We start from the raw sequence: 20,520 nt of genomic DNA on the forward strand, positions 1-20,520 counted from the left end.
GGCGCTGGCGTTTGGACAAAAGCCAGAGTACGAAGCTAGCGACGTTGGGGTGGGAGTGTCAGAGAAGGAGCAACAATGGCGCAGTCGACGGGCGAGGCTTTGGTCAGTCTGCTGGAGGGATATGGATTTGAGCAGGCTTTCGGAATTCCCGGCGTTCACAATGTCGAGTTCTACCGGGCGCTTCCCCGGTCCTCGATCCGCCATGTGCTGCCGCGCCATGAGCAGGGCGCCGGTTTCATGGCTGATGGCTATGGCAGGGTAACGGGCAAGCCGGCTGTTTGCTTCACGATCACTGGACCGGGTCTCACGAATATTCTGACCGCAATCGGCGAGGCCTACGCGGACTCGGCGCCGATGCTGGTCATTTCGAGCACGCTTGATCTGCCGGATTTGGGTCAGGCCCGCGGCCGGCTTCACGAAATGATCGACCAGCTCGGGGCTGCACGCAATGTGGCGGGCTTTGCGGCTATAGCGACCTCGTCCGCGGATGTGCCGGACGTGATTGCCCGCGCGATCACCGCCATCCGTTCAGGCAGGCCACAGCCCGCCTATGTGGAAATTCCAATCGATGTCCTGAAAAGCCCGGTTGAAGGCGATTGGGAGCCTCGCGCCCTCGCGGGACTCCCCCAGCCCGACCCGGCACTGATCGACCGGGCGGCCGAATTCCTGCTGAAAGCGGAGCGCCCGATCATGGTCCTCGGCGGCGGTTCGGTTCGTGCATCCGAGGAGGCCCGGCGCATTGCCGAGATGGTGGGTGCAGCCGTGGTGACCACCATCGCCGGCAAGGGCGTGGTTGCAACCGACCACCCGCTCTGCCTCGGCGCCAACATGGTTGATGCGCGGATCCAGAAGCTCCTGTCCGAAGCCGATGTCGTACTGGCTGTCGGCACCGAGCTTGCCGAGACCGATTTCTGGCTGGACGGCGAGAACATCCAGTTCCGCGGTGCTCTCATTAGGGTCGACGTTGATCCGCAGAAGATCGCCTTCCCCCATTCCGCCGCCATTGCCATTTTGTCCGACGCCAAGGCGGCACTCGAGGGCCTCCTTGCTGCGATCGGCCGCCATGGCGAGGCGCCGAAGTCGCGGATCACCCCGTCCTGGGTTTCGGGTCTGCGCTCGGAGGTCGAGGCCAATGAATCGGACTCACGCAAGATGCACCGCAAGGTGCTGGAAGTGATCCGCAGGGCCCTGCCCGATGACACGATCGTGGTGAGCGACGAGACACAGCTTGCCTATTCGGCCAATCAGGTCTTCCCCATGAACGTGCCGGCCAGTTGGTGTCACCCCATCGGCTTCGGCACCTTGGGTTATGGCCTTCCCGCAGCGATCGGCGCAAAGCTCGGCGCGCCAGACCGGCCGGTGGCCCTGATCACCGGCGATTACAGCTTTCAATATTGCTGCCCCGAACTTGGCACCGCCGCCGAAGCCGGTCTGTGTCTGCCCATCATTCTGTGGAATTCGGAATCCTTGGCCGAGATCCACGACGATATGGTGAAGAAGGGCATCAAGCCGAATGCGGTGACGCTTCAGAACCCGGATTTCCCCGCTCTCGCCAAAGCCTTCAACTGCCGCGGCTTGCGGGCAAATTCCCTGTCGGAGCTGGAATCGGCGATCAAAGAGGCGCTCACCGTTTCAGTGCCGACCTTGATCGAATTCCGCCGCGATACCGCTCTTTGATCACGTGAGGTCGGCGGCATGGGCGAATTGCCGCCGGCAAGCTTTACAGAGCATGCAAACGGCTCTGGCCATCTGCGGGGCGACGCTGTATAAGGCCGCCCACGTCAAGTTTTAGCGATCGGATGACGTGACAACCGGTGCGTCCTTCGCGCTGATGCTGTCGCGAGGAGAGAAGATTATGGCTGTTCCGAAAAGAAAAAGCTCCCCGATGCGTCGCGGCAACCGCCGCTCGGGTCACGCTAAGGAAAATCCCACCTATGTGGAGAACAAGCAGTCGGGCGAATTGCACCGGCCGCACCACATCGATCTGAAGACCGGGATGTATCGCGGCCGGCAGATCCTGGAGCCCCGCGAGGAGTTCTGATGAAGATCCCCGAAATCGCTGGTTTCGGGGATTTTTGTTGGCGCCTTCAGCGGTAAGGCTCGCCAATGCCGGACTTTCCCATGACAAAGCAGGACACGCAGCAAGGGGCGCATATCCTCGCACCCCAAGCGATCCTCGATTTCTGGCTCAACCAGCCGCCTGAGCGCTGGTTCACCCCTGATCCGGCTTTTGATCGCGAGATTGCGGAACGTTTCGGCACAGCGCTCGAGCATGCCAAGCGCGGCGCTTACGATGCCTGGGCTGAGACAGCCGAGGGCGCGCTCGCCCTCATCATTCTCCTCGACCAATTCTCGCGCAACATCCATCGCGGGACAGCAGCGATGTTCGCGGCCGATGCGAAGGCACTCGCAGTGGCCAAGCATATGGTCGCCGCCGGCCAGGACCTCGCCCTACCGGTCGATTTGCGCTCCTGGGTCTATCTTCCCTTCATGCATTCCGAGGCTCTGGCCGATCAGGACGCCTGCATCGCCTTATCCGCCAGATCTGGCCTAGAGGACAGCCTCCACTGGGCGCAGGTACATGCGGACATCATCCGTCGCTTCGGCCGCTTTCCCCATCGCAATCCCTTGCTCGGCCGTGAAATGACCGAGGACGAGCAGCGCTTTCTGGACGAGGGCGGGTTCAGCGGCTGAGCGGGATCGCGGCGCTCCTGTCCCGGCGGCATCGCCTTAAGCTGCCCCTGTCTTAAATTGGTAAACTCTCCACCCCCGGTTGGCCCGTTCTTTGCTCCAATGTGCCCGATGGCTGGATCAGCGATCTGATCCGCCCCGAGTTGGCACGCATGACCTACGTATCGAAACTCGACATTGTCACAAGAGCCCGTCGGAGCACGGGGCTCGACGATGCCGCGCAGGCTGCCCTTTCGGCAGCGGAATGGGCAGCGCTGACCAATTCGGCCGTCGAGGCCAGCATCACCGCCGACCCTGCCTGGGTGCTCCCGGCCTTTCAGCAGCTCGCGCCGCGCCATCCGGCCGAGCTGGTCACCATGAAAGCCGGCCACGATCTCGCTGGCGTCGCCATTCTCGAACATACCCGTTGGCGTTGGGGCATTCCGATCAACACCTGGGTGAGCTGGTCCCACGCCCATCACTTTCTCGGCACGCCCCTGATGAATGCCCGCAGCGCCGTGCAGGGCTTCACCGATCTCATCGCCCGCGGTGATGTGATACTGCTCACGCAGATGACGCTGCAAGGCGCTGCCATGGCCGCCCTGCGCGAGGCGGCTGATGAGACCGGTGCCCGTCTCAGCGTGACCGCCGCCCATGAACGGGCCTGCTACCGGCCGGATGGCAGCTTCGCCGAGTATTTTGCAACGGCCTTTCCCCGCAAGCGCCGCAAGGAATTCCGCAGGCTTCGGGCCCGTTTGGAGGAACTTGGCACGGTGAGGTTTCGCAGCCTCTCCGCGCGCGACGACATCGCCGCCTGGTTCGACCGCTTCGAGGCCCTTGAGGCATCCGGTTGGAAGGGACGAAACCGCACCGCCATCGCCCAGGATCCGCAATCATCCCGCTTTTTTCGGGAGGTGGCGCAGCGTCTCAAGTCGGACGGTCGGCTCTTGTTCTGGGAGCTCTCCCTGGACGGCGCCCCCATCGCCATGCTCTTCGCCATGATATCCGGGACGCAAGCCTGGCTCGGCAAGATCGCCTATGACGAATCCCTGGCCCGTTTCTCGCCCGGGGTGCTGCTCATGCTCGATGTGACGGCTGAGCTCGACCGTCGTGCTGATCTGACCTTGGTCGATTCCTGTGCCGTGCCCGGCCATCCCATGATCGATCACCTCTGGCACGACCGCTTGCCGATCGGAGACGTGCTCGTAACCCCGCAAACCGTCCCCGAATGGCGCGCACGCAGCCTTCACTTGCTCGAGATCGGGCGCAACCGGACCCTCGCCGCGTGGCGATCCGCCAGGACATCCCTATTCGGGAGGAGTTGATATGGGACATTACCTGACCCTTACGGCTGAGGAGGCGCGCGACCGGCTCCTGAAGCGCCCATTCAAGGTCAAGCATCACCTCGCGACCCATCCATTGTTCCGCCTTGAGCGGCTCATCCGTCTGGCCCAGAACCTCGATCGGGACCGAATCGAATACAATTCCGGCAAGGTGGAGATCGGTCAGCGCCCGGAGGACACGCCGCGCATCGATATGCCGCCCGCGGAGGTGATCCGCTCGATAGAGCAATGCCATGCCTGGCTCGTCATCAAGAATGTCGAGAAGGATCCCGAATATAAGAGCCTGCTTGAAGGCGTGATCGCCGACATTCGCGAAGCCGCCGGCCTCGATGCTGAAGACATGACCGACATTCGCGGCTTCGTCTTCGTGTCCTCCGCCAATTCGATCACGCCCTTCCATATCGATGGCGAGGACAACATTCTCGTCCACATCCATGGTGAGAAATTCGTCCGCGTTTTCGATAACGAGGACCGCAGCCTCGTGGGCGAAGAAGCCATGGAGATGTCGCCGGACAAGCATCGCAACCAGCCCTACCGTCCCGAATTCGAACAAAGGGCCGAGCTGTTTGAGCTCATGCCCGGCGAAGGCGTGCATATCCCCTATCTCTGGCCCCACTGGGTGGCGACCGGCTCTGCCTATTCCATTTCCATGGCCGTGACCTGGAAGAGCGCCCGTGTCATTCGCCTTAACAAGATCCGGTTCATGAACGGCGCTTTGCGGCGGCTGGGAATGCCGCAGAACCCGCCGGGACACAGCCCCGTGCTCGATAAAGCAAAGGTGGTCGCTTTCGACCTGGCCCATGGCGTCATCGAGCCTCTCCGCCGCTCGGAGCGGACGCGCCGGGTGCTCCGCCGCGTGCTGTTCGGACGAAAGGCCAACTACTTCTACGGGAGCTGAGCTGCCGGATTCATGCCGTAATCGCAACCGATAGTCTGCGCGGCCGGTGAGATCCGGCCGTGGCCAGACATGCATGCCTATTCGCATGCCCCTCAACGGATTGCCGATGACGATAGCCTCCGCGAAGGATCCCGTTCAGCTCACCCTTCAAGACGAGATCGCCATACTCACGATCAACCGGCCACAGGCCAACAACGCGCTGTCGCCGCGGATCGTGGATAACCTCCTTTTCATGCTCCAGGCGCTCGAGGCGGACAACGAGATCAAGGTTCTGATCATCCAAGGCGCCGGCGAAAGCTTCTGTGCCGGCGAGGACCTGGGCGATCTGGCCACCTCCGGCGATCCGGAGCAGGCGCGCCAGTTCCGCGAGAGCACCGTGAAGCTCGTCCGCCTGATCGGGGCCTCGCCCAAGATCGTGATCAGCAAGATTCGCGGCGTCGCTTATGGTGCGGGCCTCGACATCGTACTCGCCGCGGATTTCGCCATTGCTTCACCGGAAGCAACCTTCGGTGCGAGTCTTCTCGACAAGGGCGCGCCCGAGTGGACATCCATGGTTTCGCTCAGCCGAAACATAGCGGCCAAGCATGCCCTGCGCATCCTGCTCGGCGCTGAGCCTGTATCGGCTGCAGACGCAGTCATCATGGGCCTGATTGGTCAGGTCGTGCCGGAAGACGAGCTCGATGAGACCGTGGACCGGCTGGCCGAACGGCTCATCGCTTCCGCGCCGCAAAGCTTGAAGCTCGCCAAGCGTGCCTTCCGCAAGCAGCTCGCCTTGCCGATTGACGAGGCCTATGCCTTCGCCATTGAGGCGAGTCTGGCCATGGATGAGGCCCGTCCGAGGTCGGCCGAATCAGCCAGGAGACACGCCGCGGCGGGCCGTCTTCCGGCTCCCGTTTCACTGGACGACTAGCCGCCTTGGCACTATATTACGCCGGTCGACCTAATGGCGTGTCATGCTTCTCGTTAATCCGCTCGCGAACCGCGCCGGTTTCTGAAGCCACTACCTGAGGTCTCGTCGCCTCTGAGCGTCTGCCCGAGGCGTCAACGTGAAGGAGATCATGATGGCAACGGGAACCGTGAAGTGGTTCAACGCCACCAAAGGGTTCGGCTTCATCGAGCCGGATGAGGGCGGGAAGGATGTCTTTGTTCATATCAGCGCAGTTGAGGCGGCTGGTATGGGCATGTTGCGCGACAAGCAGAAGATTGCTTACGAATTGGCGCGGGATCGCCAGGGTCGTCAATCGGCTACGAATTTGCGCCCCGTTTGAGCGGAGCGGCCATGCGGCATATGCGTCTGAAAGGACTGATCTTTGGCTAAAGAGGAGTTTCTCGAGTTCGAGGGTACTGTTGTGGACGTCCTTCCCGAAGGGCGTTTTCGCGTTAAGCTTGACAATGATCATGAGGTGCTCGCCTACACCGCTGGGCGCATGAAGCGCAACAAGATCAGGACATTGCTAGGCGATCGCGTTACCGTCGAGATGACTGCCTATGACCTCGACAAGGGTCGCATCACCTTCCGTCACAAGGTTGAGGGTGGTGGTGGCGCTGGCGCCGGCCAGCAGCGGCGGCAGCCGTTCCGGCGCCGTTGAGTCCTGCAGCGGATAAGTCGGCTAAGGCAGCTGAAGGAAACACCGGGTCATGCCCGGTGTCTTTTTATGGGGCAACTCCGGTCCCGCAGCACTGGCGAGGCTCGACCCACGCATGATGCTCAACCCGCCATTGCCGTCAGATCATCATCCCGCGTCTCGCGCATCTGGCTCACCGCCCAGAGGCTGATCACGCCGGCCACGCTGAGATAGCCGCCAACCCAGGCGAGGCCACCCCAATCTGCGAGCACCTGCGCAAGATAGGGCGCGAACGATGCCCCGAGGATGCCCCCGGCGCTGTAGGTGATCGATGCTCCGGTATAGCGGACGGCTGTGGGAAACAGCTCGGGCAGCAAGGCCCCCATCGGGCCAAAAATGATCCCCATCAGCAAGAGCGCGAGGCAGAGGAACAGCGTGACGGCAAGCGCTGACTCGGTGGCGAAGGCGGGCGCGAGAAGAAAACCGGAAACCGCGGTGAGCACCAGCCCGGTGAGAAGCACTGGCTTGCGTCCGAAACGGTCGCTCCACCAAGCCGAAAGCAGGATGCCCACCGCTAGAAACAGGATCGCGAAACATTCGACCCCGAGAAATGCCTCGCGCGAGAACCCGAGGCGGTTGACCCCGTATCCCAGCGCAAAGACCGTAGAAAGATAGAACAGCGCATAGCAGGCGACCATGGACAGCGTGCCAAGCAGTGTAGGCCAGGCATAGCTGGCAAAAAGCGCGCCGACAGGCACCCCGACCTGCTCTTGCCGGCGGCTTGCCTCCTGAAAGACGGGGGATTCGACGAGCGCCAGCCGTACATAGAGACCGACCGCCACCAGCAACGCGCTCATGAGGAAGGGTATCCGCCATCCCCAGCTGCGGAAATCACCATCCTCGAGTCCCACCGCCAAGATCAGAAACAGTCCGTTCGCGGCGATGAAACCGATCGGTGCCCCGAGCTGCGGGAACATGCCGAACCAGGCGCGCTTGGAGGCGGGCGCATTCTCGACGGCAAACAAGGCTGCTCCACCCCACTCGCCGCCAATGCCGAGCCCCTGGCAAAAGCGCAGCATGCAGAGCATGATCGGTGCCCAATAGCCGATCTGGGCATAGGTCGGCAGAAGTCCGATCAGCGTGGTCGAGATGCCCATGATCATCAGCGTTGCCACAAGCGCCGACTTCCGGCCGATCTTGTCGCCGAAATGCCCAAACAAGGCCGCGCCGACCGGCCGGGCGACGAACGCGATGGCAAAAGTGGCAAAGGCGCTGAGCAGCTGTGCCGTTTCCGATTCGCTGGGAAAGAACAACGGCCCGAGCACCAGGGCGGCAGCCGTCGCATAGACATAGAAATCAAAGAATTCGATGGCCGTGCCCACCAGGCTGGCAATCATCACGCGCCCGGCCGCGTTATGGCCGGGAAGTTCGGCTGAAGTGGTAAGTTCACTCATGTCTGTCTGCTAAATTCTGGGAAAGGGCGACATCGGACGGCTCGGACTTGCCTTTGCAAGCCCTGAGGGTGATTGTCTTCAGCAAGAGACAGAAACACGGCGAGACTTGCGCCCTGATTGCGACCAAGATGCGACACGCGCCCAAATTACCAGCGGCGCCGCTGCAAAGCTGGGAGCGAGAACAACTGTCGACAGTCATATATGAAGTTGACAGGTAAATCTCGCGCGTGCAGCATAGGCCTTATGGGGAATAAGGCAGATGCCATGTAAACAAACCCCAGGGGTGGCCTTCACTGGCCGACGGAACTTAACGACGCGCGTTCAGCACATGAACGGGCGAATAATAATGAGTCGTCTAAAGGGGAGTGTTCATTCATGATCAAGCGGTGTTCTTACGGGATCTCCGCAGTTGCTGCCGCACTACTCGCGGCAGGGCTAGGCACGGCATATGGTGAAACCAAGGGCCCGGTGACCGACGAGCTCGGCGTCGTCGAAATCCCGAAGGGCGCCCCCATGGTGATCGGCGGCTACTGGGTGACCTCGGGCCCGGATACGGCGCTCGGTCTTGACTCTCAGCGCGGTGCCGAAATCGCCTTCGATGACATCGAGAATACCATCGCCGGCCATCCCATCCAGTTCGTGGTCGAGGACGACGCCTGCAGTGCCGAGGGCGGACAAACCGCCGCGACCAAGCTTGCCTCTCTTCCCAACGTGGTCGCCGTCTTGGGCCCGGCTTGCTCCAGTGCGGCCACCACCGCCGCGCCGATCCTGTGGAAGGCCGGTATCAGCAGCATCGGCACGGCAAGCACAGCGCCATCCCTGACCGCTCCGGATCGCAAGCCCGACTATCAGGGGTTCCTGCGCACCATCTATAGTGATGCCGACCAGGGCAAGAACGACGCCAACTACTTCTTTAATACGCTCCAGTGCAAGACCTTGGCCACTATTCACGACGGTAGTCCCTACGCATCCCAGCTTGCCGGGGCTGCGGCCAAGCATTTCCGCGAATTGGGCGGCGAGGTGGTCGCAGAAGAGGCGGTGACGCCCACCGATGTGGATATGCGCCCGGTGCTCACCGGCATCGGCACCAAGAAGCCTTGTGTCTTGTACTTCCCGATCTTCGTCGCGGCGAGCGCGCAGATCCTGCGGCAGGCGCCGGAAGTTGCTGACCTCAAGGACACGCACATCATTGGCGGCAGCGCCGTCATGGCTCCTGGCATGATCGAGGCGGCGGGCGATGCGGCGGTTGGCTTCCGGGTCACCAATGTTGATATTTCTCCGGATGCGATGGGTCAGCGCTATCCCGAGTTCGTGGAGAAATACACCGAGAAATATGGCGAAGCGCCGATCAACTCCTTCCATGCACAGGCCTATGACGCGGCCGTGATGCTGGCCAAGGCGATCGAATCAGTTGCAAAGACCGATGCCGACGGCAACACTTTCATTGGCCGCAAGGCTCTGAACGATGCGCTTTATGCCACCAAGGGCATGGACGGCATCAGTGGGCCAATCAATTGCGACGAGCACGGCCAGTGCGGCGGCTTTAACTTCGCCGTCTATGAATTCACCGAGAGTGATCCCTCGACATTCAAGGTCGGCGAAAACCCCAAGAAGATCTATCCGACCGAGTAGGACTGATCTTCGGCAATGACGCTCATCCCGGTACGCTACGGCGCCGGGATGAGGGATACCGGATCATCGGACCCGGAGCTCAGCCTCGGCGGTTGCTGCTGCGATTGGTGCTCCGTTCATAGCCCGGATCGAAGCGTCTGGGCAGCGTCAGGCGCACATATGCGAGATGGTGCTTGAATGGCTCTTCAAACCGAAACGGTCGATAAGCCGCACGTCGCTTCGAAGCGCTCCTGGTCTCTGCGCAAAGCCAACCTCCACCGGATCACCATCGTCGACGTGGTGCTGTGGCTCTTGCGAATCGGGCTTCTGCTCCTGGTCGTGGTCGGCACCATCGCTACCCTGATCAAGGGCACCTATAGTGCCGCGCATTGGTTCGATTTCGTCATGTTCGGGCTGACGATCGGCGGGGTCTATGCGCTCATCGCGCTGGGCTATACCATGGTCTATGGGGTGCTGCGGCTCATCAATTTCGCTCATGGTGACATCACCATGACCGGCGCCTTCTCCGCCTATTTCCTGGCCCGCAGCTTCGATCGCACCGGTTTTCTCGATGCCTATCCCATCGTCGCGATGCTGGGCATCATGGGCCTGTCCATGGCGGTCTGCGTGACCACCGCCCTGCTTGTCGAGCGGATCTGCTACCGGCCGTTCCGCCATGTGGCGAGCCTCGCGCCGCTGATCTGCGCGATCGGTGCGTCCTTCGTCATTCAGCACGCTTTCCGCGGTATGTTCGGCTCGAATGTCCGTTCCTATCCCGATCCCGACTGGATGAAGGGCACCGTTGATATTCTCGGCGTGAGCCTGCCCGCGATCCAGCCCATCCTGATCGGCACCGCGGTTGCGGCAATGCTGGTGCTGTATCTCATCGTTCAGAAGACGAAGATGGGCAGCGCCATGCGGGCAGTCTCCGAAGACCGCGATGCCGCAGCCCTCATGGGCATCGACGCGAATAAGGTGATCATCTTCACCTTTGTCCTCGGGGCCTGCATGGCGGGCATCGGCGGCGTGCTATACTGCTTCGTCTATAAGCAGATTTACTTCTATATGGGCTTCCTGCCCGGCATTAAAGCGTTCAGCGCGGCCGTGCTCGGCGGCATCGGCAATATCCCCGGCGCAATGTTCGGCGGTTTCTTCCTCGGGGTGATCGAATCGGTCGGCCCCCCGCTCTTCCTCGATGGGCTCGGCATCCCCGCCCCTTACCAGATGCGTGACCTCATCGCGTTCACCCTTCTGGTCATGGTGCTCGTGTTCCGCCCACAGGGCCTGTTCGGCGAAGCCCTCTCGAAGAAACGCGCATGAGGCACCGCCGGCCTGCTCAGGCCAGATGCTTGAGGCCGATGCAGTGCCGGCCTTGAGCGGCAAACGGATGGAGAAAAGCAGTGTCCTTTGACGTCGTCGCCTCCAGCCGCATCGAAAAGGTCACCTACGATCCCTGGCGGCATGTCCGCACCGTGGGATTGCAGGCAGGCCTGCTCTGCGTCTTCCTCGCGGCGGTGGGCATTCTTGGCCTGTTCAACAAGCGCCCCATCATCGTCGGCGAGCTTACTCTCGGCTATGCCGTGCTCGGGCTCGCCTATCTGACGGCCGGCATTCTCGTCGCGCGACAGCGGCTGATGCGGACCAATGGCGGGCTGCTTCTGGGCGGGCTCGTTGCGGGTCTGATCGCCGCAGCTGTCGTCTCTCTGCTGGCCCTCCTTCTCAGCCTCTACAATATCCGCTGGATCTTCGTATCCCTCGATCCCCTCCTCCTGAAGATGCTGACCTTCACCTTTTCAGCCCAGGTCGGCATTCCGCTCATGCTGCTGACCGGGGCGGTCCTCGGCGCCGCTGGAGCAGGCCTCATGCTGCTGCCGGACAGGCTGAGGCTCCCGGTCATCGGCGGGCTCTGCGGTGCCGGCATTGCCGGTCTCTTCCAGGAGATGCTCAGGCCCGTTCTCGCCAACAGCAGCATCACCAAGCCCCTGCACGACATCATTTACACCTGGACCGGCCTCACCCAGAACGGCGCCATCACCATCTTCGTGATCGTCGCCCTGGCGATTGCTGCTTGGCAGGCAGTGGGCGGTCGGGTGAAGGCACAATATGCCGAGCTGCCCTCGCCCACGCGCCGCAACCTGCGCTGGGGTTATTTCGCGCTCGCGGCCGCCCTGTTCGTGCTGTTCCCAGCCTTCGCCGGCAATTTCATCGGCCAGGTTTTCCTCATGGTCGCCCTGTTCACCCTGATGGGCATGGGCCTCAACCTGGAAGTGGGCCTTGCCGGCCTGCTGGATCTGGGCTTTGTCGCCTTTTACGCGGTCGGCGCCTATGTGACCGGGCTATTGACCGCCGACAGTCCCTTCGCCCTGGCCCACCTCTCCTATTGGGAAGCGATGCCCATCGCCGTCCTCTGCTCGGTGCTCGTGGGCATTCTGTTCGGCATCCCCGTGCTCAAGGTTCGCGGCGACTACTTGGCCGTGGCAACCCTCGGACTTGGCGAAATCGTCCGCGTGATCGTGCTCTCCGATGCGGCAGCTCCCCTGCTTGCCGGCGCGAAGGGCATCTTGCAGATCCCGCGCCCCCAGATCGGCGACTTTCATTTCTCGACACCCGTATCCCTGTTCTATCTCGCCCTGGTGGCCTCTCTCATTGCGGCCTATTGCGCCTGGCGGCTCGAGGATTCTCGCCTCGGCCGCGCCTGGAAAGCGATCCGCGATGATGAGGACGTGGCTCAGGCCCTCGGCATCAACCTGATCCAGGTGAAACTGCTCGCCTATGGCCTGGGCGCCGCCTTCGCCGGACTTGCAGGCTCACTCTTCGCGGTGATGCTCGGCTCGATTTATCCGCACAGCTTCCAGCTGATCATCTCGATCAACATCCTGGCTCTGATCATCGTCGGCGGCATGGGCAGCCTTCCCGGCGTCGTGGTGGGTGCAGCCGTGCTGATCGGCCTGCCAGAAATCTTGCGCGAGTTCGGCGAGTTCCGGTTCCTGTTCTATGGGATTGCCATCATCCTGGTCATGCGCATCAAGCCGGAAGGGCTCTGGCCGTCCGCCGCCAAGCGCCGCGAATTGCAGCTCGACGCCGAGACCCGGGCCGAGCAGACCGCTCCGCACACATCAGCCACCGTTGCCCAGAAGGTCTGAACGATGACGACTGGCCTCCTCACGATGGAGCAGATGACCAAGCGCTTCGGCGGCCTCATTGCCGTCGACGGCCTCGATCTCGACGTTCAGGAACGGTCTATCCACTCCATTATCGGACCCAACGGGGCCGGTAAGACCACCGTCTTCAACTGCATCATGGAGTTCTATGAGCCGACTGAGGGCGCGATCTGGTTTGCCGGCGAGCGGATCGACGGGGTGACGCCCGACCGGGTCGCAGCCGCTGGCATCAACCGCACCTATCAGAACATCCGGCTGTTCCGCAACCTGACCGCCATCGAGAACATCATGGTGGGCATGCACATCCACCTCAGATCCAACTGGCTGGGTGCCATCCTCAATACGAAAGCAACCCGGGAAGATGAGCAGGCAGCGCAAGAGGAGGCGCTGCGCATTCTTGATTTCGTCGGCCTCCGCGGCCGCGGGGACACCGTGGCGCGCAATCTCGCTTATGGGGAACAGCGACGCCTTGAGATCGGTCGTGCTCTGGCCACCAAGCCGCGGCTCCTGCTGCTGGATGAACCCATGGCGGGCATGAACCCCCGCGAAAGCTACGACATGATGAACTTCGTGCGTCGGCTGCGTGACGAGCTCGGGGTGACGATCCTGCTCATCGAACATTCCATGCGCGTGGTGATGGGAATTTCTGACCGCATCACCGTGCTCGATCATGGCGTGAAGATCGCGGAGGGCACGGCCGCCGAAGTGCAAAACAACCCGAAGGTGATCGAAGCCTATCTTGGCACAACCGCGGAGAAAGCTCTGAAATGATGGCCATGGCAGATCTGAGCGCTGCGCCTCAAGCCGCGCCCATGGGCAATGAAGCGACAACGGCTTTGCTGAGCGTGCGCAATCTGCATGTCTATTATGGCAAGATCCACGCGCTTCAGGGTGTTTCCCTCAATGTCGGCAAGGATCAGATCGTCACCCTGATCGGTGCCAACGGCGCCGGCAAGACCACCACCTTGCGCGCCATTTCCGGCATTCTCGGCGCAACCGACGGCGACGTCGTCTACGCCGGTCAGTCGATTACGTCCCTCTCCCCTTTCGCCATTGTCGGCAAAGGCCTCGTCCAAGTTCCAGAAGGCCGGCGCATCTTCTCGCGCATGACCGTTGCCGAGAACCTGCGCATTGGCGCCTTCTTGCAGAATGACAAGAAGTGGATCGCCGATACCGAGGCCCGCACCCTCGACATGTTCCCGGTGTTGAAGGAGCGGTTCCGCCAGGTGGCCGGCACGCTGTCCGGCGGCGAGCAGCAGATGCTGGCCATGGCCCGCGCGCTCATGTCCAATCCCAAGGTGCTGCTGCTCGATGAGCCGAGCATGGGGCTCGCGCCGCTGCTCGTACAGAAGATCTTCGAAACCGTCGTTGAGATCCGCAGGCAGGGTGTGGCCGTGCTGCTGGTCGAGCAGAACGCCTTTCTCGCCCTGCAGATCGCCGACTATGGCTATGTCATCGAAACCGGCCGCATCACGCTCGAAGGGCCGGCCACGCATCTTCTCGAAAATCCGCAGGTCAAGGAAGCCTATCTGGGGTGACGGAGCTGCACCATGACTGTTGAGGGGAAAGGCATTATCATCACCGGCGGCGCCAGCGGTCTGGGCCTCGCCACAGCGGAAATGCTGGTCGAGCGGAAAGCCCGGCTTGCCATTATCGATATCAATCCCGGCGTGCTCGAGCCTGTCATCGAGCGCCTCAGCACCAAATCGGGAGCCGAGGTCTTCGGTATCACCGGTGATATCGTGCCCAAGGCCGAAGCCTACCGTCTCTTTGCCAAGGCGGCCGACCGGCTCGGCAGGGTCGACGGGCTGGTCAACTGCGCCGGTGTCTATCCCCGCAAGGATATCTTGGCCATCGCCGACGAGGATTGGGATCTCGATTTTTCTGTGAATGTACGCGGCACCTATAACATGATGGCTGCAGCGGTCGAGAAGATGCGCGGCCAGGACATCAGGGGTACGGTCCGTGGCCGCATCGTCAACATTACCTCGGTGGACGCCTTCAAGGCGCACCCGAAAAATGCCCACTATGCCGCGACCAAGGCGGCGGTTGCGAGCCTCACCAAATCTTTCGCGGACGCCTTTGCGCCCGATCAGATCCTCATCAACTCGGTCGCCCCGGCCGGCATCGCCACGGAAAAGGCAAAGGCGGCAGGTTTCTTGGCCGAGCTTGCCTCGCACACGCCACTCGGGCGCAACGCCCAGCCTGACGATATCGCCGAGTGGATTGTCTTTATGCTGAGCGATGCCAACCGCTACATGACGGGCGAGAATGTGATCGTCAGCGGCGGCTATATCTATGCTTGAACGCCATCATCTATCCCCTGCGAAGGACCTGACATGAAGCTTGGCCTCTTCAACCTGATGACCCAGCGGGACGCCTCGACCTCGCCCCGCACCATTGTCGAAGACACCCTGTCCATGGTCAGGCTCGCCGATGAGGTGGGTTTCGATGTCGCCTGGTTCGCCGAGCATCATTTCTCGAACTATTCCGTCTGTCCCTCACCGCTGATGATGGCCTCCTATGCGGCAGGCGTGACCCGGAAGATCAGGCTCGGCGCGGCGGTCCTTGTCTTGCCGCTCTATGATCCCGTCCGCCTCGTTCAGGAGCTGGGTCTGCTCGATGTCCAGTCCAACGGGCGCGCGATCATCGGGATCGGCTCGGGCTACCAGCAATATGAGTTCGATCGTTATAACCGCCGTCTGGCGGATAAGACCGATCTGATGATGGAGATCTGGGACATCATCGAGATGGGCATGCGGCAAGGCTACATCGCTTATGAGGGCAAGCATTTCAAAGTGCCCCCCTCTCCCATTGCCTTGCGCTCCCTCCAGCCGGGCGGACCGGAGATCTACGTGACCGGGCTCGACCCGCGCGTGCTCCAGCGGGTGGCACGCAGCGGCCACACGCCCTTCATCACCGCCGGCTGGAAGGGCTTTCCCGTTCTTGACGAGATGGCGGCCCAGATCCGCGCCCAATATGCGGCTATGGGCATTCCGGCCAGCAAGGTCCCCCTGGGGGTTCAGCAATATGTCTTTGTCACCGACGATAAGGCGGAGGCGCTGGAAATGGCCGAGCGGGCACGCGTGGTGGCCCGCATCGTCACCGCCATGCGCGCCGGCATTCCCGAGCTCGACGGACATTTCATCAAGGCGCCCCCGATGCCCGATGAACCGCCGCTCGAGAGCATTCGCGACAATCTCGTGTTCGGTGATGCGCATTACGTCGCCGAGAAGCTCGCCCGCGAAATTCGTGCCCTCGGTACCACCCACCTCTCCTGCTTCATGCAGATTGGCACGGTGCCCGGTGCCAAGGCGCGTGCCTCGATGGAGCGCTTCGCCGGTGACGTCATTCCTTTACTGGAGAAAGACTTCGGCATGGCCCTGGGCGAGATACATGCCGACCGGGTGCCCGAGTTGACGCGAACGGCGGCGACCTGACGGTCTCAACGTCCCTGCGATGGCAGCAAGCCCTGGCCGCTTGCTGCCATGCTTCGGGCCTTTTCAGAGGCCGGTATTGTTCACGACCCAAAGCCCGAGCGCCTGCACCATGTCATCGCGCCACGACAGTGGGCCCGGCTTGTAGAGCACGGATGCCAGCGCCTTCTGCTGCTTCTCGAGAATGCCCACATCCTCGCGCCCGACCAGCTCCCAGCGCTCGTAATAGGCCGCGGCTTTTTCGGCGAAATCGGACCGGCCGAGCATATCCTCGGGAAAGCAGCCGCCGATTTCGACCCTTGAGCGCTCATGCGACACCGGCGTCACATTGAGCCACCACATGGAGTCCTGGGCGACGGCAAACTGGCATGTGGGGAAGATCACCGTGAAATAGGTGCCCATCTTGGCATCGTCATCGAGCCCCTCGATGGGCGGAAATGGCGGCGGCGCGCCGGGCAGCGTGGCGATGCTGCGCCCGCTGATCACCTGGATGCAGATCCAGTCGCCCCGGGTCTCGAGCGTTCTCGATTGCTGCGCGCCCACCGTATTCTTGTGCACAATGCCCGTATGGTAGGTCTCCATGGCATTTTCGAGCACGAGTTTCCAGTTGCACGCACCATCCAGCGTGATCTTCCATGTACAACGCATGCGGTCGAGCCGATGTGAGGCAAAGCGCTGCGGCAAATCCCCCAGATGCTCCAGAAGCGGCTTGGGGCTCCTGGAGAAATTGGCAAAGACAAAGCCGTTCCACCGATCGAGCGACAAGGGCACCAGCCCATTCTCGACCCGATCGAAGCCCTCGGCATCCTGCATATCGGGGCAGCCATAGAGCCGGCCGTCACTGAAATAGCTCCAGGCATGGTAGGGACAGATGATCCGGCCGCCGCAATTGCCTTCACCCTCCAGCAGGATCGATCCCCGGTGCCGGCAGTAATTGGCAAAGCAGCGCAAGACCTCGTCCTTGCCGCGGATGAGCACGATGGGCCCACCGGGCGTGTCGAAGGCGCGGTAATCGCCGGGATTGGGCAGCTGCTCCTCGCGGCACAGGAAGAACCAATGCTTCAGGAACAGGTGTTCCCGCTCCCGGGCAAAGATCTCTGGGTCAGTGTAGAACCCGGCCGGCATGGAACGTGCTCGGTTCAGCGGGGCGCTCGCAGCGGCGAGCTCATCGTGATCAAGCTTCATATCGACCCTCCCCAACACAAAGATGAGAATGCCTCTAGACCAGGGACGGGTCAATTCATCGCACCAATGAAAATGCCCCCCGGAACGGATCCGAAGGGCATCGAGGACAGCGCGTCTTCAGCTTACGGCAGAACCACCACCGGTCCTGGCCCCATGCGCCACCAGGGCCTTGGATAGTAATAGCCTCCATAGAAATAGCCGAATCCGGGGCGACGGACGCGATAACGCGGGCCGTGGGACCGCGGGTTGTAGTACCAGGCGCGATCACGCCGCACCTGCCGCTTCCAGGCTCGACGATCAGCGCGGCGCTCAGCGCGCCGTTCGGCACGACGCCAATCGATTTGCTGCACGGAGCTCTTTTCGAACCCACCGGCGATATTGGTCTGAGACAGAACGGTTGAGCTGCCGGTCGCAGCCGAAGCGCCGGTGGCGAGACCGCCAAGCGCGAGCGCTCCAGCAATCAAAGCCGCAAATATCTTTGGTTTAGTGGTCGACATGACCGATCTCCATCATCGCGAGAGTTAAATGATGATACACACATCTCGCGCTTCGAATCATCACTTCGTGTGTAATCATTTGTAATAAATTATGTCACCTGGCGATAAATATGAGATGAACGAAGCATTAATGCTTCGTTCATCCAAATTACTTGGGTAAGGTTCATTCCGCACTTTGGTTGGGCGGCAGGTACTGCCTTTCTCCCTCCTGGTTATAGTGCGTCTCTTCGGCTGTGTTTGCTGGAACCCCCTGGCGATAGGCGAACGGATTCTGCGCCTCCATCTGGCCGATGCCACTGCCCACGTCATCGACAATGACATCATAGTCGCCCGGCAAGGTCGGCGACGCGCTCTCGAGCCCGAGCGGGATAGCACCGATCTGCCCCGTGGGCTGATCCTGCCACTGTGAATCTGCGAAAGCCGCACCGCTTCCGGCGATAGCACCAATGACGAGAACGGGCATAACTCTCAATACCAGCGAAGTCATGAATATCTCCGGGTAGGTTGCTGAAGCCGCCGAGACTATCGACAGTTTCTATCGGAGGAGTTCACACAACACCGGCAATAAACATCGAATTTACAAGAGAAATGCTTTTCAATGCGACCGTGCGCTGATTGTCGGCCAGAGGTTGACAGATGCGACCGGGCCCGCGATGCAGAGACGGGGCCGCCACTGGCGGCGATCATGCGAAGGATATGCGTCATGGAGATCAAGCGCTGCGGTTCGATTCCATCGAGGCCCGGCAAGGCTGGCTGGTTTACGGGCAAGACCTTGCAGAATCCGGTTTTCGAGACACCGGAACCGGCGCGGGTGCGCGCCACGATCGTGACCTTCGATCCGGGCGCTCGCACGGCTTGGCACACCCATCCCCTTGGACAGACCCTCTATGTGCTGAGCGGTTGCGGCCGGGCCCAGGTCTGGGGAGAGAAGATCGTCGAAATCCGTGCCGGTGATGTCGTGTGGTTTGCACCCGGCGAGAAGCATTGGCACGGGGCCGCGCCTGAAACCAGCATGACCCATTTTGCCATGCACGAGGCTCTGAACGGTTCGACCGTCGATTGGCTCGAGGAGGTCTCGGAGGCGGATTACAACGCGAAACCGTGACCGCCGGAGCGGCCTGTTGCAAAGAAGCAACAGCCACTCCTCGCGCACGCTGCGTTGCAGCATGTCACCGAACTGCGATCCAATCGTAAAATAAACCCTCTAGGCAGCCCCCATCGAGTATTTGTTTCGAGGGGGATTATGAAGACCGTTCAGAGGATTGTTTCCTTAAGCTTGCTCGCTGGCGTTGCCATGGCGGGTTTGACGAGCCATGCCAAGGCAGACGAGCTGGTGGCGCTTAAGGCCCAACTCGAGGCGCTGCAGGCGCAGGTCGACCAGCTGCAGAGCCGGCCCGCGTCAGCACCGCTCCCCGAGGGTGCAAGCTGGATCACCTTCCGTCGGGGGACGGAAGCAACGGCCGATTGGAACATGGGCCTTGTCGGCGATGCCATGCCGACCACCAGTGGCATGACCATCGCGATCACGCCATCGGCTGATCTGCCGGCCCCGATCCACGAGGTCACCATCTCCGGCTATGTGAAGGGCGACGTGATCTATGACTTCGATCAGGATCTCGGCGACTTCTTCAGCTACACGGCCATTGACGGGCAGGAGGATCAGGACCACGTGCGCCTGCATGCCCGCCAATCGCGCTTCAGCATCAAGTCCAAGTCGGACACAGCCATCGGCCAGATCCGCACCCTGATCGAGGGTGACTTCCTGTCCGGCGGCTCCTTCGGCGGCACCGATTTCCGCCTGCGCCATGCGTGGGGCGAATGGGACATGACCCCGAACTGGACGTTCGGCGCCGGCCAGACCACCCGCAACTTCGCCTCGCCCTTCACCGGCATCACCACGGTTGACAATAACGGCCCGCTGGGCCTGATTGGCTCGACCCGCGCTCCTCAGGTGCGCCTCACCTGGCATGAGGGGCCGCAGCTATTCGCGGTCGCGATCGAGAACCCGAGCGATGGCCAGTTGATCAACTCCTTCGGCCAGTCATCGAGCAATATTCCGAACTTCACCGCGCGCTGGCAGTATGAAACGGAAGCAGGCCATCAGTTCCTGATCTCGGGTCTTGCGGCCAACTACCACCTGGACGGCGACCTGGACGGTCCCTATGGCAGCGACAGCAAGTTTGGCTGGGGTGTCCAGGCGGCGGCCAATGTGGTCTTCACCGACTTCCTCACCCTCACCACCTCGGTCATGTATGGCGATGGCATCGGCCAGTACCTGTTCGGCGCGACAGGTGCTTATGTCGACGCGTTCGGCGACATCAAGACGATCGAGGCGCTGGGCGTCTTTGCCGGCTTGATCTTTGATGTCACCGACACCACCCAGTTCAATGTCGGCTGGGGCTGGAGCGATATGGATCGCAACGATGTCCTCGACACTGGCCTCAACGACGAGAACGTGGAGATGATGTCGCTGCACGCCAACATCCTGTGGCGCCCCGTCGATCAGCTCCGTCTCGGCTGGGAAGTCATGTGGGGCCAGCGCGAGCGCACCGCCGGCATCGATCCGGCCATCCCCGGCAGCGGCGGCACCGTGACCGACGACGCCTGGCGCGCTCAGTTCGGCGCCTGGTTCTACTTCTAGAGCGGAAGCGCTCTAAGCCCAAGCAAAGACTTGGAGCGGGATGGCGATCCGACGCGAG

General features: G+C 61.7%; 21 protein-coding genes. 17 read left to right on the forward strand and 4 right to left on the reverse strand.

Annotation, left to right across the window (positions count from 1 at the left end; genetic code table 11):
• The first annotated feature begins 75 nt into the window (after positions 1-75).
• The 8 genes from RCF49_RS06725 to infA all read left to right on the forward strand — a co-directional run bounded on the left by RCF49_RS06725 (position 76) and on the right by infA (position 6,500).
• A complete protein-coding gene (locus RCF49_RS06725) occupies positions 76-1,677 on the forward strand; it encodes a 5-guanidino-2-oxopentanoate decarboxylase (protein ID WP_342643266.1) in 1,602 nt (533 codons plus the stop codon).
• Positions 1,678-1,855: 178 nt separating this feature from the next.
• On the forward strand, positions 1,856-2,041 hold the full coding sequence (gene rpmF, locus RCF49_RS06730; protein WP_342643267.1) for a 50S ribosomal protein L32: 186 nt from the start codon (positions 1,856-1,858) through the stop codon (positions 2,039-2,041).
• An 80-nt stretch (positions 2,042-2,121) separates the two neighbouring features.
• Positions 2,122-2,694: a DUF924 family protein gene (locus RCF49_RS06735; protein WP_342643268.1), complete on the forward strand. Its 573-nt coding sequence runs from the start codon at positions 2,122-2,124 to the stop codon at positions 2,692-2,694.
• Positions 2,695-2,843: 149 nt separating this feature from the next.
• Positions 2,844-3,995 carry a GNAT family N-acetyltransferase gene (locus RCF49_RS06740; RefSeq protein ID WP_342643269.1) on the forward strand — a complete coding sequence of 384 codons (1,152 nt, stop codon included), beginning with the start codon at positions 2,844-2,846 and terminating at the stop codon, positions 3,993-3,995.
• 1 nt (position 3,996) lies between these two features.
• Complete coding sequence (locus RCF49_RS06745; RefSeq protein WP_342643270.1) at positions 3,997-4,911, forward strand: cupin-like domain-containing protein; 915 nt, start codon at positions 3,997-3,999, stop codon at positions 4,909-4,911.
• A gap of 106 nt (positions 4,912-5,017) precedes the next feature.
• Positions 5,018-5,821: an enoyl-CoA hydratase/isomerase family protein gene (locus RCF49_RS06750; RefSeq protein ID WP_342643271.1), complete on the forward strand. Its 804-nt coding sequence runs from the start codon at positions 5,018-5,020 to the stop codon at positions 5,819-5,821.
• A gap of 151 nt (positions 5,822-5,972) precedes the next feature.
• Positions 5,973-6,179: a cold-shock protein gene (locus tag RCF49_RS06755; RefSeq protein ID WP_342644139.1), complete on the forward strand. Its 207-nt coding sequence runs from the start codon at positions 5,973-5,975 to the stop codon at positions 6,177-6,179.
• A 42-nt stretch (positions 6,180-6,221) separates the two neighbouring features.
• The gene (infA, locus tag RCF49_RS06760; RefSeq protein ID WP_342643272.1) at positions 6,222-6,500 is read left to right on the forward strand and encodes a translation initiation factor IF-1; all 279 of its coding nucleotides are present in this window, start codon (positions 6,222-6,224) and stop codon (positions 6,498-6,500) included.
• A 119-nt stretch (positions 6,501-6,619) separates the two neighbouring features.
• Here the strand turns inward: infA and RCF49_RS06765 are convergent, their stop codons facing one another.
• The gene (locus RCF49_RS06765; protein ID WP_342643273.1) at positions 6,620-7,930 is read right to left on the reverse strand and encodes an MFS transporter; all 1,311 of its coding nucleotides are present in this window, start codon (positions 7,928-7,930) and stop codon (positions 6,620-6,622) included.
• Between the two features lie 375 nt (positions 7,931-8,305).
• On the opposite strand from RCF49_RS06765, the gene RCF49_RS06770 reads away from it, so the two are divergent.
• From RCF49_RS06770 to RCF49_RS06800, 7 genes are all read left to right on the forward strand, one after another.
• A complete protein-coding gene (locus RCF49_RS06770) occupies positions 8,306-9,562 on the forward strand; it encodes a branched-chain amino acid ABC transporter substrate-binding protein (RefSeq protein ID WP_342643274.1) in 1,257 nt (418 codons plus the stop codon).
• A 177-nt stretch (positions 9,563-9,739) separates the two neighbouring features.
• Positions 9,740-10,861, forward strand: coding sequence for a branched-chain amino acid ABC transporter permease (locus tag RCF49_RS06775; protein ID WP_342643275.1), 1,122 nt, complete (start codon positions 9,740-9,742; stop codon positions 10,859-10,861).
• Positions 10,862-10,941: 80 nt separating this feature from the next.
• Positions 10,942-12,684, forward strand: coding sequence for a branched-chain amino acid ABC transporter permease (locus RCF49_RS06780; RefSeq protein ID WP_342643276.1), 1,743 nt, complete (start codon positions 10,942-10,944; stop codon positions 12,682-12,684).
• Between the two features lie 3 nt (positions 12,685-12,687).
• Positions 12,688-13,473, forward strand: a complete 786-nt coding sequence (locus RCF49_RS06785) for an ABC transporter ATP-binding protein (RefSeq protein ID WP_342643277.1) — start codon at positions 12,688-12,690, stop codon at positions 13,471-13,473.
• A 5-nt stretch (positions 13,474-13,478) separates the two neighbouring features.
• On the forward strand, positions 13,479-14,240 hold the full coding sequence (locus RCF49_RS06790) for an ABC transporter ATP-binding protein (protein ID WP_342644140.1): 762 nt from the start codon (positions 13,479-13,481) through the stop codon (positions 14,238-14,240).
• A gap of 12 nt (positions 14,241-14,252) precedes the next feature.
• A complete protein-coding gene (locus RCF49_RS06795; RefSeq protein ID WP_342643278.1) occupies positions 14,253-15,008 on the forward strand; it encodes an SDR family NAD(P)-dependent oxidoreductase in 756 nt (251 codons plus the stop codon).
• A 33-nt stretch (positions 15,009-15,041) separates the two neighbouring features.
• Positions 15,042-16,142: an LLM class flavin-dependent oxidoreductase gene (locus tag RCF49_RS06800; RefSeq protein WP_342643279.1), complete on the forward strand. Its 1,101-nt coding sequence runs from the start codon at positions 15,042-15,044 to the stop codon at positions 16,140-16,142.
• A 63-nt stretch (positions 16,143-16,205) separates the two neighbouring features.
• On the opposite strand, the gene RCF49_RS06805 is transcribed toward RCF49_RS06800, so the two are convergent.
• From RCF49_RS06805 to RCF49_RS06815, 3 genes are all read right to left on the reverse strand, one after another.
• On the reverse strand, positions 16,206-17,324 hold the full coding sequence (locus tag RCF49_RS06805) for an aromatic ring-hydroxylating oxygenase subunit alpha (protein ID WP_342643280.1): 1,119 nt from the start codon (positions 17,322-17,324) through the stop codon (positions 16,206-16,208).
• 122 nt (positions 17,325-17,446) lie between these two features.
• Positions 17,447-17,821 (reverse strand): hypothetical protein, encoded by a 375-nt coding sequence (locus RCF49_RS06810; RefSeq protein WP_342643281.1) that lies wholly within the window; start codon positions 17,819-17,821, stop codon positions 17,447-17,449.
• Positions 17,822-17,984: 163 nt separating this feature from the next.
• Positions 17,985-18,308, reverse strand: coding sequence for a hypothetical protein (locus RCF49_RS06815; protein WP_342643282.1), 324 nt, complete (start codon positions 18,306-18,308; stop codon positions 17,985-17,987).
• A gap of 216 nt (positions 18,309-18,524) precedes the next feature.
• Between RCF49_RS06815 and RCF49_RS06820 the strand changes: the two genes are divergently transcribed.
• Together RCF49_RS06820 and RCF49_RS06825 are read left to right on the forward strand one after the other, a co-directional pair.
• Complete coding sequence (locus RCF49_RS06820; protein WP_342643283.1) at positions 18,525-18,926, forward strand: (R)-mandelonitrile lyase; 402 nt, start codon at positions 18,525-18,527, stop codon at positions 18,924-18,926.
• Positions 18,927-19,064: 138 nt separating this feature from the next.
• A complete protein-coding gene (locus RCF49_RS06825) occupies positions 19,065-20,462 on the forward strand; it encodes a DcaP family trimeric outer membrane transporter (RefSeq protein WP_342643284.1) in 1,398 nt (465 codons plus the stop codon).
• The last annotated feature ends 58 nt before the right edge of the window (positions 20,463-20,520 follow it).

Origin of the sequence: Rhodoligotrophos sp. CJ14 (assembly GCF_038811545.1) — a bacterium.
GTDB classification, from domain to species: domain Bacteria; phylum Pseudomonadota; class Alphaproteobacteria; order Rhizobiales; family Im1; genus Rhodoligotrophos; species Rhodoligotrophos ferricapiens.